The organism is Pseudoalteromonas aliena SW19 (assembly GCF_014905615.1).
GTDB classification, from domain to species: domain Bacteria; phylum Pseudomonadota; class Gammaproteobacteria; order Enterobacterales; family Alteromonadaceae; genus Pseudoalteromonas; species Pseudoalteromonas aliena.
In genome coordinates, this window is sequence record NZ_AQGU01000028.1 from 244,023 (window position 1) to 259,745 (window position 15,723).

A 15,723-nucleotide genomic window follows, 5' to 3' on the forward strand; every position below is an offset into this window, starting at 1 on the left:
TAGTAAGCTCTTTAGCCAGAGTACAGATTATACGGTTAGTAGCTGAGGTTGGCCTGCTAGCATAATGAACCCTTTTTTACGCTCTTCAAGCATTTGGTAATCAGCCGCTTTAATAGTGCTTACATAGTTCCACTGAGCGTTTGCCTGCTCTTTAGTAAATGTTACGGTGAGGTAACCACGATTAACTAAGTTGTTGTAAGCGAGATCGTTTACTAACAGTGCAATGACTTGCTCAATTTGTGCAACTGTTTGCGCATCTTGAGTTGTCAGCGCTAAGTACTCTTCTAGGCCAGGTGAAGATACTGACGCTGTTGCAAATTCAACACCTGCGTTTTTTGATGCCGCAATAGGGTTATTTGTATCTGTTTTTAGCTGTCCAGCCCAAGCATTATGAGTATCGCCCGCTAAGACAACGAGATTTTTTTGTGCAGCAACCGCTGTACCTAGTAGCACTTCTCTCTCATAAGCATAACCATCCCAAGCGTCTAAATTGTATGGTACAGTTGTTTCTACACGAGCAAGCTCAGCTGGAGTAACGGTTGGATCACCTTTAAGTACTCGGATTTTGATTTGCGCTAACTCAGCAAAGAGTATATTTGCTTGAGCAAGCATTGCACGTGGATCACCACCGCTGGCTTGTGTAGTTTGTAAGCTTGATAAAAGCAGCATAACTTCAATAGGTAAATGCATTTTAGTCATAAGCACTTGTTGGCCAAGTACTTGCCAGCGATTATCTGAAGTTTTAATGCCATCGGTTAGCCAAGTTAGCTGCTCACTACCAAGTAAAGCACGATCGTCTGCACCAAGCGCATTAACGAACTCACCTTGTCCTGTTGCAGTGCTTAACTCAAAGTCAGCATAATCGAGTGGTTTATCGCGGGCTAGCATGCGCGTATCTAACATGTATAGAGAAACTAAATTGCCAAACTCAAAACGTCTATAAATACGCTCTTTGTCGGCTACATTACGAATAGGCATCCATTCGAAATAAGCTTGCAGTGCTTGTAATTTACGTTCGCTAAAGTCGCCTTCATCACTGTTATGATTTTGAGCTCCGTCGCGCCAAGTATCATTTGCAACTTCGTGATCGTCCCATACTGTGATAAATGCGCAGTGACTATGCGCAGCCTGTAAATTGCCGTCAAGTCGATAATTTGCATAGCGTTTACGATAATCGCTAAGGGTGATTATTTCACCTTGGTTATCTTCTGGAAGCAGTCGGCCAAGTTTTGCAGCATCTTCAGTGGCATATCCATCGTTACCATATTCATAAATGTAATCACCTAAATGTATTACTGCATCCAAATCAGGTTGTTTCGCTATTTCGCCATACACATGAAAGTAACCAGCAGGATAATTAGCACACGAAACAACAGCTAGTTTCACTTTATCTATATCACCTATAGGTAAGGTTTTACCTTGCCCGACTGGTGACGTTTTACCATGTGCATTAAAGCGATAATAGTATGCAGTGTTAGGACGTAACCCTTGCAAATCTACTTTAAGTGTAAAATCTGTGGCATTACTGATTTGCGCTTCACCATCGTGGCTAATGGTAGTGAATTGCGGATCAAGCGCTACTTGCCATTGAACTTTTAGGCTATCAGTTGTTGTATCTTTTGGTGTTACTCTAGTCCAAATGATTAAACTATCATTGAGTGGATCTCCACTCGCTACACCATGATCGAAGCTCACCGGAATATGAACATCGCCATTGTCATCAAATGCGCAGCCAGTAAGGCCAAAAGATAAAACAGCAGCGCCAAAACCCGCTGCTGACGCCTTTAAAAAAGTTCTTCGTGTAAACGACATTAGTTGTACCTGTTTAATCTAAAACTAATGAGTCTACCTTATTTTTGTTACGTTTATGTAACATTATAGGGTGTTAAGTATCTTTTTTATTTCACATGTAATAACAGTGACATCTTTGTAACCAATGCGGGTAAGTGCTTCTGCAGCTAATGTTGCTCGTGCAGCGCTAGCGCAATGTAAGTAGATTGGACGTGTCGCGTCTTTTTCTATTTCCATTAATTTCATTTCAAGCAATCCACGTGGGATGTTTATTGCTCCAACAGCCGCTTTTATTGCATGCTCAGCGGGCTCTCGTACATCAATAAGTAAACCTTTATTTTGTTCAAGCTCTTGTTTTGCTTGCTCTGCGTCAATACGGCGTTGGTTAGGTGTGATAGTTTTTAGTAAATCAGGGATTGAAGTAAGCATGAATTTTATTCCTTAACATTAAGTTTGCGTAGTAGTGCGATAGCTGGACACCAATCGCTAAAAGCGGACTGCACTAAATTCAGTGCAATAAAAATAGTTAACCATATCCAACGAGGATCAACAAAGGTTTGTAGTAATACAGATACAATAATCATGATGCCTGCAATTAAACGCAGTAAATTATTTAGCTTCATTTTAGTTTCTATTTTTAATATTTCATTTACTATATTCGATCTTTCTATATTAGTAAATTCTAATATTAGACATTTATAATGTATCTATTTATACTTCACTTACTTTTTATAATAAGAGCGCGCTATGAATATAGATTTTACCGCAATGGCAGGCAACGTAGCCGAAGCTGAACAGCTATTAAAGATTTTGGCTAATAAAAATCGTTTAATGATTTTATGTTCACTCCAAGATACAGAAATGAGTGTTTCGCAACTAAACGAAGCAGTTCCTTTGGCACAATCTGCACTTTCTCAGCATTTAGCTGCACTGCGAAAAGCGAATGTTGTGGCTACACGTCGCGAAAGCCAAACTATTTACTACCGTGTGATTGACGATAATGCCGTGCAATTACTGAGCACGCTATACAGTTTATTCTGTAAAGGTTAATGTTTATGAGTACGATTGATAACGCAGTAAAAAGTAGCCTTAATGGCCGTATTCCTATCATTATTTTTGTGTTATCTATCTTGCTTGGTCTATTTTCGCTAAAACAAACTCCGCGAGAAGAAGAACCGCAAATTGTAGTGCCTATGCTCGATATCTACGTATCGACTCCAAATATAGAGGCTCCAGAAGTTGCTCGGCTAGTCACGCAACCACTTGAAAAGTTATTAGCCCAATTACGTGGCGTAAAACATATTTACTCAACTACACAAACTGATGGTGTAGTAGTGACACTGCGCTTTGAAGTGGGCCACAATCGTGAACAAGCCATACTTGATACTTATGCAAAGCTTTACAGTTACGAGCACACGATGGCGTCGGTTATTAGTCATTGGCAAGTACGGCCAATTGAGGTAAACGATGTTCCTATTGTTATGTTGGGGCTGTACAGTAAAGATCCAAAGCTTTATAGCGATTATGAATTAACTCGTTTTGCGAATGAGATTGCCAATAATCTACAGCGCATCGAACACACCAGTGAAGTAAAGGTCATTGCAGGGCGGGAGCGCGTTTTAACTATTAACCTAAATGCCAGTGCATTGGCCGCTCATCAAACAACATTGAGCGATGTATATTATGCTCTGAGTGTATCTAATCAGCTTGTTCGAGTTGGAAGTATCGTTAATTCGCAGCAGCAAATAATACTTCAAGCGGGTGATGTACTTAGAAATAAATCAGCTATTGAGCAACTCATAGTTAATGTTGTGAACGCAAAGAGCGTATACATTACTGATGTGGCAACAGTAATAGATGGACCCGCAGAGCCTCATAGCTATCAATGGTTAGCGCAATCACATTCACAGCAAAGCTTGCCAATGGTGACACTAAGCATTGCTAAACAAGGTGGCGCTAATGCCGTCACACTTGCTAATGATGTCCACACTGTAATGAGTGCACTTAAAAATTCATTATTGCCCAAGGAGATTGATTACACCGTACTACGAGATTACGGACAAACGGCTGACGAAAAAGTAAACAATTTAACTTCTAGCTTAGTGTTTGCTGTATTTACGGTGGTGATATTTGTTGGTGTATTTTTAGGTTGGCGAGCTGCAGTTGTGGTTGGGTTGGCAGTGCCAATTTGCTACGGAATAACACTTACACTAGATTTTGCATTTGGTTACAGCATTAATCGCGTTACGTTATTTGCACTGATACTCTCGCTTGGCTTGCTGGTGGATGACCCTATTACCGGTATTGATAATATTAGCCGCTCTTTAAACAAAAAAGGAGATAAAAAGCAGCAAGTTGTAAGTGCAATGAGTGAGATCCGTACTGCATTAATAATGTCGACTTTGACAATTATGGTTGCGTTTATTCCGCTAGCATTTATTACCGGCATGATGGGGCCATACATGGCGCCTATGGCATTTAATGTGCCCGTAAGCGTTATGGTTTCCACCTTAGTTGCTTTTTTTGTAACGCCATGGCTTGCTATGAAGTTGTTAAAACCGAGTTACAACGCGCCTCAAGCAACAAATAAAATAGGTATGTATGAGCGCATACTTACCCCATTATTACTCTCTAAAGCACGTGCAAAATGGATACTTTGGATAACTCTAATTTTATTTGTGTTTAGTGCTATGTTACCCGTTTTACGATTAGTACCTCTGAAGCTCTTGCCATTTGATAATAAAAACGAGATACAAATACTAATAGATATGCCAGAAGGCACAAATTTAGAACAAACCGCAGTATTAACTCGCAAAGTACAGGCACTTACATGGCAACTTAATGAAGTAAGCGAAGTTGCAGCTTATGTTGGTCAGCCTTCCAGTATGGATTTTAATGCCATGGTACGAGGTTATTACCGCCGAGAGGCCAGTAACTTAGCTGAGCTAAGAGTGTTGCTGCTTGATAAAGGTGAGCGTGAACAGCAATCTCATGGGGTAGTAATGCGTTTGCGTGAACAGCTCGCACCTCTTTCTACACAAGGTATAAACATAAAAGTAGTTGAAGTGCCGCCAGGGCCGCCCGTTTTAAGTACGTTAGTCGCTGAGGTTTATAGCGATCCCTTTGTGGATGATCAAACTCATTACTTAGCAGCTCAACACGTGGCTCAGCGTTTAAAACAAGAGCCGCATGTTGTCGAAGTTGATACATCATTAGCCGAATCGTCGCCCCTTCAGCGTTTTATTACTGATAAGGGTAAGGCGGCCTTATCGGCAATATCTACACAAGACATAACTCAAGCTTTGCAAATTGCAGCTCAAGGTATGGACGTTGGTACGATGTATTTAGAGGGGGAAACACAGCCTGTGGCAATTCATTTACAGCTTCCCTTTGATGAACGCAATCAGTTGTCTCAATTACTCGCACTGCAAATAAGAGGTGATAGAGAGCTTGCCAAAAGCAGTAGCGAATTTGGTTTAATAAGCTCACCGCGCCCATTAGTCGCGCTTTCAGAGGTAGGTGAGTTTATTGATTTAAACGTCGCTAAGCCTATAACCCGAAAAGATCTGCGTAATGTGATTTATGTAACGGCTGAGCTAAATGGTCGTACGCCCGCTGCGGTTATTGCCGATATAAATAGTGATTTAGCGGTAAATAATAACGACTTTATTCAAACAAATTGGCTTAATAGGCACTTTTTTAATAACGGCGGCACGGCTGCTTGGCAATTACCGCAAGGTACATATGTGACGTTTAGCGGGGAGGGCGAGTGGCGTATCACTATTGATGTATTTAGAGATATGGGGATTGCCTTTGCCTTTGCATTGAGTGCTATTTTTATAATTTTACGAATACAAACCCAATCGGTAAGTTTGTCGCTCATTATTATGTCGGCTATTCCCTTAACAGTAATAGGTATAATGCCTGGGTTTTGGCTATTAAACCAATTTGGTGAGCGCACTATTGCAGGAGCGCCAGAGCCGGTGCTATTTACTGCTACCGCAATGATAGGAATGATTGCATTAGCGGGCATAGTAGTGCGTAACTCGCTTATTTTAGTTGAGTTTATAAATCAAGCTCGCGCACAAGGGATGGTAATCAAGGATGCATTAATTGCCGCTGGTACACATCGTATGCGGCCAGTTTTATTAACGGCAGGTACTACCCTATTAGGTAATTTGGTGATTACACTCGACCCTGTTTTTAGTGGGTTAGCAATAGCGATTATTTTTGGCATTGTGGCTTCTACATTATTTTCGCTTTTTGTAGTACCGCTTGTTTATTATTTAGTGTTTGCACACACAGAGGAAAATACACATGCAAGGTAAATCAAAACTTTTAGGCACATTAGCTGCCTTACTAGTGGTAATTATTGCTGTGTTATATATGGCGGGTAGCTTTTCACAAAAGCAAAGTACAGGTTTAAAGCAAAATAATATAGCGGATTACAGTGGTAATGTACTCACTATTTCATTGCAACCAATAGCAAAAGTAGAAAAAGTACCTGGAAGCGTTATCGCCAAACAAAACACACAAATATCATCACGTATCATGGCGCAAATAGAGACGTTAAACGTACGCGCGGGCGATAAAGTAATAAAAGGAGATGTGCTTATCACTTTGCAAAAAGACGATATAACAGCTCAAGTAGCGCAAAGTACTGCACAAATAAATGCAATTAAGGCATCACTCAATCAAGCCAATAAACAGCTAATACGTATGAAAGAGCTAAGTAATAAGCATTTAGTGTCAGTAAGTGAGTTGGACGATGCACAAGCTAAGTTTGATAATTTAACGGCAAGTTTTTCGGTGGCTGAGCAGCAGCAAGCTCAAGCAAAAATAGCCCTTAGTTTTACCTCTATTACTGCGCCCATTTCAGGTGTCGTTGTTGAGCGTTTAGTGGAACCAGGTGACACCGTAATACCTGGTAATACTTTATTGGCACTTTATAACCCAAAGCAGTTACAAGTAGAGTTTAATATACGGGAGCGCCAAGCAGTAAAACTAAAAATTGGTGAGCGTTTAAAGGTTATATTCCCTTCATTAAATACACAAAGCGATGCAACGGTGAGTGAAATAGTACCTGTAGCAGATAAAGCCGCACGTAGTTTATTAATTAAACTCGACTTTGATTCGCAACTAGGCTTGATGCCAGGCTTATATGCGCAGCTCATATTGCCTCTAAATAAAGCGCAAGGTGTATTAGTACCAATAAGTGCGGTACATAACGTTGGTGAACTTAATATGGTATATATTATTGAGGATGGACACATACAAAGACGATTTGTTCGTTTAGGCGAGGTTGTGAATGCACAGCAGCATGTTGTTGCAGGGTTAAACCCTGACGACATAATTGCTATTGATTATAACGTTAGCCAGACTAAATAACCTGAACTCTGGATAATAAATCTATCTCGAGCAGCTATCTTCAGCGCTAGCTACGTTGAACTTACTTACAATAGTCCAGCTATTGATGCGTAAATTCGCCTTGTTTTCACTGGAAATATCTTAACCAGAGCTCAGGTTAAATAAAGGTTGCGATCTCATCGATAGATTTTTTATCGAGCGCGTGAGCAGGTATGGTTGCATTCTCACTTGGGTAACCTGCAATAAGCAGCATATACGGGCGTTCGTTATCTTTATCTCGGCCACAAATATCGGTTAGAAAGCTCATTGGCTTTGGCGTATGAGTCAATGTAGCAAGGCCAGCTCTGTGCAGAGCTTGAATTAAAAAGCCGGTAGCAAGGCCAACTGATTCATGCACGTAGTAATTAGTATTTTTATCATCACTGCTTACGCCGCCCTTTTTTTGACTAAATACCGCAATAAGCCAAGGCGCATATTCCAAATAAGGTTTATTGGCATCGGTTCCCAGTGGCTTTAATGCCTCTAACCATTCTTCACCTGCTCGTCCTTCATAAAAAGAGCGCTCTAGTTTTTCGGCCGCTTCTCTTATTTGTTTTTTTATATCAGTGCTGTTTATAGCTACAAAATGCCATGGTTGATGATTTGCACCACTTGGTGCCGTGCCCGCAGCTTTAATGCAGGTTTCAATAATATCTTTAGGGACAGGGCGATCGCTAAAACTACGAATACTATGGCGGCGTTGGCTGGTTTGTAAAAACTCGTTAGCACGTTTTAGCATTTCATTGTGAGGGTATTCTATAAAGTCGTTTAGTGGTTGGCTTTGATGTTTTTGCATGGCTTTTTGCTTCTTATAAATAGTGTGTAGTTTTTATACCGAGTGAATATAGCTCATGCAAGCCTTATTGGTGTTTATTTTTTGTTACAAACTTCACTGATAAGTAACTAATGTTCCTATTTTTCTTGTGATATAACAGACTAGAAAAAATAATTATTAAAATCAAAGGAAGTAAAATGCTATCAATAAAAGGGTTATCAAAAACCTACGATAACGGTGTTCATGCATTACAAGGTGTTAATTTAACTATTCCTAAAGGGATGTTTGGTTTACTGGGCCCTAATGGTGCGGGGAAATCTTCATTAATGCGAACGATCGCTACACTGCAATCAGCCGATAGTGGCAGCGTTGTATTTGATGGTATTGATGTGCTAACACAACCTAAAAGCTTACGTGAGCGTTTAGGTTATTTACCACAAGACTTTGGTGTTTATCAGCGTGTTAGTGCTTATGATTTACTTGATCATATGGCGATTTTGAAAGGTTTAAGTAATAAGGCTGAACGTAAAGAGGCCGTTGAAGGGTTGTTAGCACAAACTAATTTATATGATCATCGAAAAAATGCCGTGAGTGGTTTCTCGGGCGGTATGCGCCAACGTTTTGGTATTGCACAGGCTTTATTAGGTGACCCTGATTTACTTATTGTAGATGAGCCAACAGCAGGGCTAGATCCTGAAGAGCGCAATCGCTTTCATAACTTATTGGTCGGTTTAGGCGAAAGTAAAGTGGTGATTTTATCAACCCATATAGTTGAAGATGTATCTGAGCTTTGCCCAAATATGGCCGTGTTAGCAAGTGGCCAAATTTTACTTGAAGGCAACCCAATTGAGTTGACTGACACGCTGCAGGGAAAAATATGGCACAAAGCGATGAGCCAAGCAGAAGCTGCAGAGCTGGAGCAATCATTACCGGTAATAGCGAAGCGTTTGTTTGCAGGCAAAACATTACTCAGTGTGTTTGCTGACGATGCGCCAGAAGGGTTTGAGTCTAAGCCTGCTGATTTAGAAGACGTCTATTTTTCAACATTGCACCAACACCGCAATAAAGCAGCATAAGGATACTGATTATGTTGTTTAAAATGATGCAATTTGAGCTGCGCTATTTTATGCGTCAGCCCTCTTTCTATATCACGTCACTTATTTTGTTTTTTCTTACTTTTATGGCATCGGTTTCTGACTCGGTGCAAATAGGGGGAAGCAGTAATGTAAATATAAATTCTCCTTATGCAATTTTGCAAGTTATTGCGATTATGTCGGTGTTTGCTATTTTTTTAGTGGTCAACTTTGTTGGAAGCTCAGCCATTCGTGATGACGTGAATAAGCTCAACGAATTAGTATTGAGTAAGCCACTGAACATAGTTCAGTATAAAGCTGGAAGATTCATCGGGGCCTATTTAGTTACGCTACTAGTGTTTTCAAGCACTATGTTGGGTGTGTGGGTTGGTAGTGGTTTTGGTAGCTTAATGGGTTGGTTAGACAGTGAAATGATAGGCGAAAACCAACTAAGTTATTATTTAGTGCCTTTCTTTTATATTGCAGCACCTTCTTTGTTTGTTGTCTCATCACTCATTAATGCTGTGGCAATACGCTTTCGTAGCATGGTAACGCTTTATTTAGTTGCTGTTGCTCTACTTATTAGCTATCTGGTTGGATCTAATATTTTCTCTGATATTCAATATCGTGAAATTTCAGCTTACCTTGATATGTTTGGTATGTCGGCAATGAGAATGCAGATGGAATACTGGACAATAGCAGAGCGTAACGTAATGGAAATTACCTTAACTGATCAGTTATTGCATAATAGGTTAATTTGGGTCGGTATTGCCTTACTAGCATTGGTAATTGCAGCGCTCAATACATCTCATCATTTGGCACAAAAGCAAAAAGTGAAAGGCAAGGCCAGTAAGAATAATAATACTAATTATGCAGCTGCACTTAAGTTTAATATAACGGTAAAAGCGACGGGAAATAATGCGTGGTCGCAATTTTTAACGCGTACTGTTTTTGAAGTCAAACAAGTTATAAAAAGCTATTCGTTTGGTATTTTACTTATTTTATCTTTAGCGACATTAATACCTGCGTTAGTTGGTTCTATGGGCTCATACGGTACGGATGTTTGGCCTGTCACATTTAGAATGGTTGAGCTTATTCAAGGTAGCTTTGGTATATTGATGATGATAGTACTTGTTTATTATTGTGGTGAACTTGTATGGCATGATCGTGAATCACGAATGGCCGATATTATCGATGCGTACCCTGTTGCGAATTGGGTTTTTTGGGGCTCTAAATATGTAGCGCTGAGTGCTGTTTTATTATTGTTATGTGCATTTGGCTCCGTGGTGACATTGTTTTATCAAATGATTATGGGCATGGCGAACTTTGATATTGCACAATATGTAATTAGACTCGGCTACTTATTTGTACTCGGCCTTATCTTCCAAGGTGGTTTTGCCTTTTTATTACAAGTGATTAGCCCAAATAAATACGTCGGTATGGGATTATATGTGCTGTATTTTATCGCTACTTTGGTGATGAGTAACTATGGTTTTGAGCATAATATGTTTGTAATAGGTCGTACACCAGAGGCGCCTTATTCAGATATTAATGGTTACGGCCACTTTTTAACTGCGGTGCATTGGTATAATTTATACTGGCTAGGTTTCAGTATGATTATTGCTGCACTTAGCTATGCGCTTTGGCCTCGTGGGGCAGGGCAAAATTTAAAAGCACGGGTTCAGTTGCTAGGCTATCAGCTAGGCAATTCAGGTAAAGCGTTTATTGTATGTGGTACCCTTATTTTTGGTGGTGTAGGAAGTTTTATTTACTACAACACAACGGTCCTCAATCAATTTGTAACCAGTGAGCAGTATGAAGACTTACAAGAGCAATATGAACGTGAGTTTGGTCAGTTTGTAGATACGGCTTTACCTATCCCAACAGATGTTGTTGTTACTGCTGATATTTACCCTCAAGAACGTCGTATTACAGCTACCGTGGTAATGCAGATAGAGAATAAATCGCAACAACCTATTACGCGAATATTAGTAAATAAGCCTGATCATACCCATAAATGGAGTGTTGAGGTGGATGGCGCGCAACTTGGGGAGTTAAACGAGCACTATCGTCATGCTTGGTTAGAGTTTACAGAGCCAATGCAACCAAACGAAAGCCGCGAAATTACAATGAGCGTAGAGCGTTATCCCGAAGGGTTTGAAGATAGAGGAAGCGATGAGCGACTTGTGTATAACGGTACTTTTATTGACAACACGGCACTGTTCCCAAGTTTTGGTTATTCCTTTGGTAAGCAAATACAAGATAAAAGTGAGCGTCGTCAAAGAGGTTTGCCAGAGTTAAAGCGCGGCAATAAAATTGAAGAAACGCAGTATCATAATCAGCCTTTGTTTGCGGATAACTATGTAAATTTTGCTGCCACAATTTCCACTGATGAGTCACAAATTGCGATGGTTCCAGGTTACTTGCAATCACAAAGTACTAAAAACGGCCGAACCACGTTTGTATACGAAATGGATGCACCTATGCTGCACTTTTACACTTTACTCTCAATGGAACTTGAGGTGAAAAAAGAGCAGTATAATGGCGTAAACATTGAAGTTTACCATCATAAAAATCATGCTTGGAATGTAGATGCAATGATTCAATCTACCAAAGACTCTTTAGATTACTTCTCTAAAGAGTTTGGTCCTTATCAGCATAAGCAAATGCGTATTATTGAGTTCCCTCGCTATCGTAGTTTTGCGCAAAGTTTTGCTAACACAGTCCCGTTCTCTGAAAGTATGGGGTTTATTACCGATACGCGTGACTCTGATAACATTAACTTTCCTTACTATGTTACCTCGCATGAGTTAGCACACCAATGGTGGGCGCACCAAGTGATTGGCGCGAACGTCGAAGGCTCTAATATTTTGTCTGAAATGTTATCGCAATATTCAGCAATTATGGTGATGAAAGAAAAGTATGGTGAAAACAACCTTCGTAAGTTTTTAAAGTATGAACTTGATCGCTACTTGTTTGGGCGCACAACGGAGTCTTATGATGAGCGTACTCTTGCACGTACAGTAGGACAGCAATACATCCACTATAACAAAGGATCTGTAGTTATGATGGCCATCCATGATTTACTGGGTGAACAACGTTTAAATACAGCTTTACGAGCGTTTTTACAAGATTACCAATATGCGCAAGAGCGTTATCCTACCACGTTAGACTTTATTGCTTATTTAAAACGAGAGGCGAGTGAGCAAGAGCAAATATTTATTGAAGATCAGTTTAATGCTATTACATTATATGAGCTAAAACTCAGTGATATTAATGTGCAAGAAGCTGAATCTGTTGATGGCGAGCATACCATTACGCTAACAATCTCTGCAGCAAAAAAACATGCAGATGGTGAAGGAAATGAAGAAGATGTACCGCTAGCGCAAATGATAGATATTGCTTTATTTAGTGCAGATCCGAATGAGATACATAGTGAAAATACGGTGATCTACATGCAAAAACACGAGATAAAAACAGGTGAAAATACTATTACATTAAAGGTAACAGAGTTACCTAAATTTGTTGGTGTTGACCCATTTATTAAGTTAATAGACAAGAAAAGTGGTGATAATATTAAAGCACTTTAGTTTTTAAGTGCAGTATGAAAAATGCCAGTCGTTTTACTGACTGGCATTTTTATAGCTATTAAAAGAGGTTATTGATAGCTAACAGTAAAGTTATTTCTACTATATATAAACTCATTTAGTAAGCAGCCCTCATCCTAAACTTTGTAGAAAATTGTATAAATTTTTGTATAAACCGCTACATTTTCCCCACACCTTCTTACGAACTTAACTCTAGTTATTTTGTACACTGTTGTCATTAAGAGTAAACAACAAGGGATAAGCATGAAGCAGCTAATGATAAGCGTTTTAGTACTAAGTCTAACTGCTTGCTCGGCGGTGACGATCCAGCCACAGCAAGCAACCAAAATAACAAGCAAAGCGAGTTATGAAGATAGCCGACCGTTCTTTTTATGGGGGTTGGTTGGAGAAGAACGCGTTGATGTGAAAAAAGTATGTGTAGATAAATCAGTGACGCAAATGCAGTCACAACAGACTTTTAGCGACGGAGCACTTAGTTTAATTACACTCGGTATATATGCACCTCACACTATTAAAGTATGGTGCCAAGATGAAATAGTGGGAGAGGCATTATGAGTATTAAGTTACTTATAACAAGTTGTACGTTAATTATATTAACGGGATGTACGAACATTTACTTTGATAATGGTGTAAAAGATAACGTGAGCAATAAAACTCAAGAGAGTTCACAATGGCATCATAACTTTGCTCTTGCATTATATGAAGGATCTAAGCCGTTAGATTTAAGTACTCATTGCCCACAAGGTGAATGGCAAAGTGTTCATACGTATAAATCCTTTACCAATGGTTTAGCTGAATTAGCTGTTAATCAAGTGGGTCCTGCTTGGTATCCTAAAACAGTTGAAGTGAGCTGTACTAAAGTGCCATTTAAATAACGTTATAAACGAGAAAAGGGCCATAAGGCCCTTTGTGTTGCAGCAAGTAACACATTCTTTTTATAGGCTAAAGTCTACAGAGTAGGCAACGTAAGCTTTTAAATCTGAGCCATCGATATCATTATCAGATAAGCCAAAAGTGAAGCTATCCTTAGAGATTGAAACGCCGTAATCGATGATGTTGTCATCACCAATAAAGTCGCCTGAGTAATGCCCCAAATGCAGCGCTATTTCAGTTCCATTACTACCAATAGTGAATCCATAGTCTGCTGTTAAATAAAGTGAATCACCAAAGTCGGAGCCATCACCACTAGCAGCTGAAGTTGCTAATATCGAAGCACCAAAAGTGAAACCTTCTACACTGATACTCCCGTAAATCTCAGAGAAATCTGCGTCAGCTTCTGAAGCCGCATCAGGGTAGGCATAGTAAATATAACCAATATCATAGCTAACGCTTTCATTGATTGCGCCACTAAAGCCTGCATATAAGTCGAGCTCGTAGGTCATTTCATCAGCCCAAGAGGCATTTGATGCCCATGTACCGGCATAAAAGCCGGACTCGTTAGCGTAATCAATTCCGCCAGAAATAGCAGCGTCGCCTCCTGTTTGCTCTTGACCACGCCATAAGTAGTTAGAGGTTGCTGCTGCATTTGCAGTGACCTCTGCAAATGTCGTTGTTGATGTTATGCCTGTAAACGCCAGTGCACTGAAGAGTATTGTTTTTTGTAGTTTTAGCATGTTTCATTCCCGCTATATGATTTTTGCATACCAAGGTTTTATTATGTGTTGCTTTGACCTTTTAACTGGATGCATTTTTATTTTTTAACTGGGAAGGTAATAGCACTGTATGTGCCAGTCTCGTTTTAATTATTTTTAAATAAAATTAATACTATTAAAACAATTACTTATGATGGAATGATGTTTTTACAAAGAAGTGTTTTTATTTTCTGTCGCACGCTGCTGGTGCATAAACTAACCTAGCTGCACTATTAAAGTACAGCTAGAAAAGGTTTTTTAGCCAAAAATAGTGCGCATTAGACTAATTGTTTCGTTAACGCCGCGACCTTTTTGTACTTCATTTATTATAGAGTCACGTTTACTGCGAATATGCTCAGGGATATCATCAGCAGCAAGTGCACGGTCTACTAATATTTCAGCCGATTCTTTACCTCTACGTTGAGTCTTACCTGTCGTAGTTGTGCTGCGCTTAGGTTTACTCAATAGTTTTATGTAATTAGAACTATCTGGTGTTTTATCATCAGCGTAGTAAAAGAAACATGGTATTAGTGCTTTAATAGCAACCAGTTGTTCTTCTAATTCGTTGCTTGCGCTAGCCATTTTGTACCATGACATAGCTTGAATACCTTTAACAATATCTTGCCAGTAGCGCTCAAAATCACTATTTTTAAGTTTAGGAACACCAAGAGCACCACATAATGCATCTAATCGATTATTAGTGATTGGAGTAAATAAATCTGGACGACGCATTGCTAGCAAACGAGTTGCAGGTGCAAGCGTTGGTTTTTCACCATTATCTGTGAATACTTTTGAATAAGCAGCAACAAATTGTTGATACTCATATTGAGTGATGTCACCTTCAAGCGGGATATTTGCAAGTGCGTCATCAAAAGCACCCGGTAGATCGGCAAGCATCTGATGAAAACTTTTTGCACTTTTCGTTGATGCAAACCATTCAACGTCAAAGTTATAAGTACTTGGATCAAGTGATGCCATATGCTTACCGCTAAACGCAAGTAAGTCTTCAGGGATCATATCTTTAAGTGATTGTTCGCGAATACTCTTAATATAGCTAACTAAACGAAGTTGTTCATCAAGTGCAATAACGTCTTTGTGTTGCTCAACAAATACACTAACTACAGGCCACGGTGCAATACGCAACGTTTTAACTTGTAAAAAGCTGATCGCTGAAATGAGCTGATCATGAAGCTTTTTAAGTACAGGCAACTGTTGTGGCTCTAGTAAATCGTAGTTCATACGATCTCTGCTTGCGCTTAATAGTTCGTAACACCAAGGTAAAAAATCATCAGGGTGGTTTTCTACTTTCACGGCCATAAGGTTAAGGCTTAACTCTGAAGATTGCTTCAGAATGTTCTGATAGATGTTATTTTCTTGTTCGCCTAGTGTCATTTTTGACGGTGAAATTAGCAGTTTTTTCATGCCTTGTAGAATCTCCG

General features: G+C 39.6%; 13 protein-coding genes. 7 read left to right on the forward strand and 6 right to left on the reverse strand.

Annotated elements, in window-relative coordinates; translation table 11 throughout:
• Positions 1–27 precede the first annotated feature (27 nt).
• The 3 genes from PALI_RS16320 to PALI_RS16330 all read right to left on the reverse strand — a co-directional run bounded on the left by PALI_RS16320 (position 28) and on the right by PALI_RS16330 (position 2,414).
• A complete protein-coding gene (locus tag PALI_RS16320) occupies positions 28–1,812 on the reverse strand; it encodes an alkaline phosphatase D family protein (protein ID WP_193156498.1) in 1,785 nt (594 codons plus the stop codon).
• Between the two features lie 63 nt (positions 1,813–1,875).
• Entirely contained in the window at positions 1,876–2,220 is a 345-nt protein-coding gene (locus tag PALI_RS16325) for a rhodanese-like domain-containing protein (protein WP_077536325.1), read from the reverse strand.
• A gap of 5 nt (positions 2,221–2,225) precedes the next feature.
• Positions 2,226–2,414 carry a YgaP family membrane protein gene (locus tag PALI_RS16330; RefSeq protein ID WP_193156499.1) on the reverse strand — a complete coding sequence of 63 codons (189 nt, stop codon included), beginning with the start codon at positions 2,412–2,414 and terminating at the stop codon, positions 2,226–2,228.
• A gap of 124 nt (positions 2,415–2,538) precedes the next feature.
• Here PALI_RS16330 and PALI_RS16335 point away from each other — a divergent pair, with 124 nt between their 5' ends.
• The 3 genes from PALI_RS16335 to PALI_RS16345 are packed head-to-tail and all read left to right on the forward strand — an operon-like array spanning position 2,539 to position 7,179.
• Positions 2,539–2,841: an ArsR/SmtB family transcription factor gene (locus tag PALI_RS16335; protein ID WP_077536321.1), complete on the forward strand. Its 303-nt coding sequence runs from the start codon at positions 2,539–2,541 to the stop codon at positions 2,839–2,841.
• Positions 2,842–2,846: 5 nt separating this feature from the next.
• Positions 2,847–6,119 carry an efflux RND transporter permease subunit gene (locus tag PALI_RS16340; RefSeq protein WP_193156500.1) on the forward strand — a complete coding sequence of 1,091 codons (3,273 nt, stop codon included), beginning with the start codon at positions 2,847–2,849 and terminating at the stop codon, positions 6,117–6,119.
• Complete coding sequence (locus tag PALI_RS16345) at positions 6,109–7,179, forward strand: efflux RND transporter periplasmic adaptor subunit (protein WP_193156501.1); 1,071 nt, start codon at positions 6,109–6,111, stop codon at positions 7,177–7,179. The genes PALI_RS16340 and PALI_RS16345 overlap by 11 nt, the downstream gene beginning before the upstream one ends.
• A 136-nt stretch (positions 7,180–7,315) precedes the next feature.
• Here the strand turns inward: PALI_RS16345 and PALI_RS16350 are convergent, their stop codons facing one another.
• Positions 7,316–7,993 (reverse strand): nitroreductase family protein, encoded by a 678-nt coding sequence (locus PALI_RS16350; protein ID WP_193156502.1) that lies wholly within the window; start codon positions 7,991–7,993, stop codon positions 7,316–7,318.
• Between the two features lie 176 nt (positions 7,994–8,169).
• Here PALI_RS16350 and PALI_RS16355 point away from each other — a divergent pair, with 176 nt between their 5' ends.
• The 4 genes from PALI_RS16355 to PALI_RS16370 all read left to right on the forward strand — a co-directional run bounded on the left by PALI_RS16355 (position 8,170) and on the right by PALI_RS16370 (position 13,528).
• On the forward strand, positions 8,170–9,048 hold the full coding sequence (locus PALI_RS16355; RefSeq protein WP_193156503.1) for an ABC transporter ATP-binding protein: 879 nt from the start codon (positions 8,170–8,172) through the stop codon (positions 9,046–9,048).
• An 11-nt stretch (positions 9,049–9,059) separates the two neighbouring features.
• Positions 9,060–12,635 carry an ABC transporter permease/M1 family aminopeptidase gene (locus PALI_RS16360; protein WP_193156504.1) on the forward strand — a complete coding sequence of 1,192 codons (3,576 nt, stop codon included), beginning with the start codon at positions 9,060–9,062 and terminating at the stop codon, positions 12,633–12,635.
• Positions 12,636–12,896: 261 nt separating this feature from the next.
• Entirely contained in the window at positions 12,897–13,208 is a 312-nt protein-coding gene (locus tag PALI_RS16365; protein ID WP_193156505.1) for a Bor family protein, read from the forward strand.
• Positions 13,205–13,528 (forward strand): Bor/Iss family lipoprotein, encoded by a 324-nt coding sequence (locus PALI_RS16370; protein WP_193156506.1) that lies wholly within the window; start codon positions 13,205–13,207, stop codon positions 13,526–13,528. The genes PALI_RS16365 and PALI_RS16370 overlap by 4 nt, the downstream gene beginning before the upstream one ends.
• Before the next feature lie 60 nt (positions 13,529–13,588).
• Here PALI_RS16370 and PALI_RS16375 read toward each other — a convergent pair whose 3' ends face one another.
• Both PALI_RS16375 and PALI_RS16380 read right to left on the reverse strand, forming a co-directional pair.
• Entirely contained in the window at positions 13,589–14,266 is a 678-nt protein-coding gene (locus tag PALI_RS16375) for a TorF family putative porin (protein ID WP_193156507.1), read from the reverse strand.
• Positions 14,267–14,542: 276 nt separating this feature from the next.
• Positions 14,543–15,706 (reverse strand): hypothetical protein, encoded by a 1,164-nt coding sequence (locus PALI_RS16380; RefSeq protein ID WP_193156508.1) that lies wholly within the window; start codon positions 15,704–15,706, stop codon positions 14,543–14,545.
• Between the last annotated feature and the right edge of the window lie 17 nt (positions 15,707–15,723).

Excerpts from the sequence above, each read along its gene's own strand:
- PALI_RS16320 (WP_193156498.1), bottom strand. The coding sequence starts at position 1,812 with ATGTCGTTTACACGAAGAACTTTTTTAAAGGCGTCAGCAGCGGGTTTT.
- PALI_RS16325 (WP_077536325.1), bottom strand. The coding sequence starts at position 2,220 with ATGCTTACTTCAATCCCTGATTTACTAAAAACTATCACACCTAACCAA.
- PALI_RS16330 (WP_193156499.1), bottom strand. The coding sequence starts at position 2,414 with ATGAAGCTAAATAATTTACTGCGTTTAATTGCAGGCATCATGATTATT.
- PALI_RS16335 (WP_077536321.1), top strand. The coding sequence starts at position 2,539 with ATGAATATAGATTTTACCGCAATGGCAGGCAACGTAGCCGAAGCTGAA.
- PALI_RS16340 (WP_193156500.1), top strand. The coding sequence starts at position 2,847 with ATGAGTACGATTGATAACGCAGTAAAAAGTAGCCTTAATGGCCGTATT.
- PALI_RS16345 (WP_193156501.1), top strand. The coding sequence starts at position 6,109 with ATGCAAGGTAAATCAAAACTTTTAGGCACATTAGCTGCCTTACTAGTG.
- PALI_RS16350 (WP_193156502.1), bottom strand. The coding sequence starts at position 7,993 with ATGCAAAAACATCAAAGCCAACCACTAAACGACTTTATAGAATACCCT.
- PALI_RS16355 (WP_193156503.1), top strand. The coding sequence starts at position 8,170 with ATGCTATCAATAAAAGGGTTATCAAAAACCTACGATAACGGTGTTCAT.
- PALI_RS16360 (WP_193156504.1), top strand. The coding sequence starts at position 9,060 with ATGTTGTTTAAAATGATGCAATTTGAGCTGCGCTATTTTATGCGTCAG.
- PALI_RS16365 (WP_193156505.1), top strand. The coding sequence starts at position 12,897 with ATGAAGCAGCTAATGATAAGCGTTTTAGTACTAAGTCTAACTGCTTGC.
- PALI_RS16370 (WP_193156506.1), top strand. The coding sequence starts at position 13,205 with ATGAGTATTAAGTTACTTATAACAAGTTGTACGTTAATTATATTAACG.
- PALI_RS16375 (WP_193156507.1), bottom strand. The coding sequence starts at position 14,266 with ATGCTAAAACTACAAAAAACAATACTCTTCAGTGCACTGGCGTTTACA.
- PALI_RS16380 (WP_193156508.1), bottom strand. The coding sequence starts at position 15,706 with ATGAAAAAACTGCTAATTTCACCGTCAAAAATGACACTAGGCGAACAA.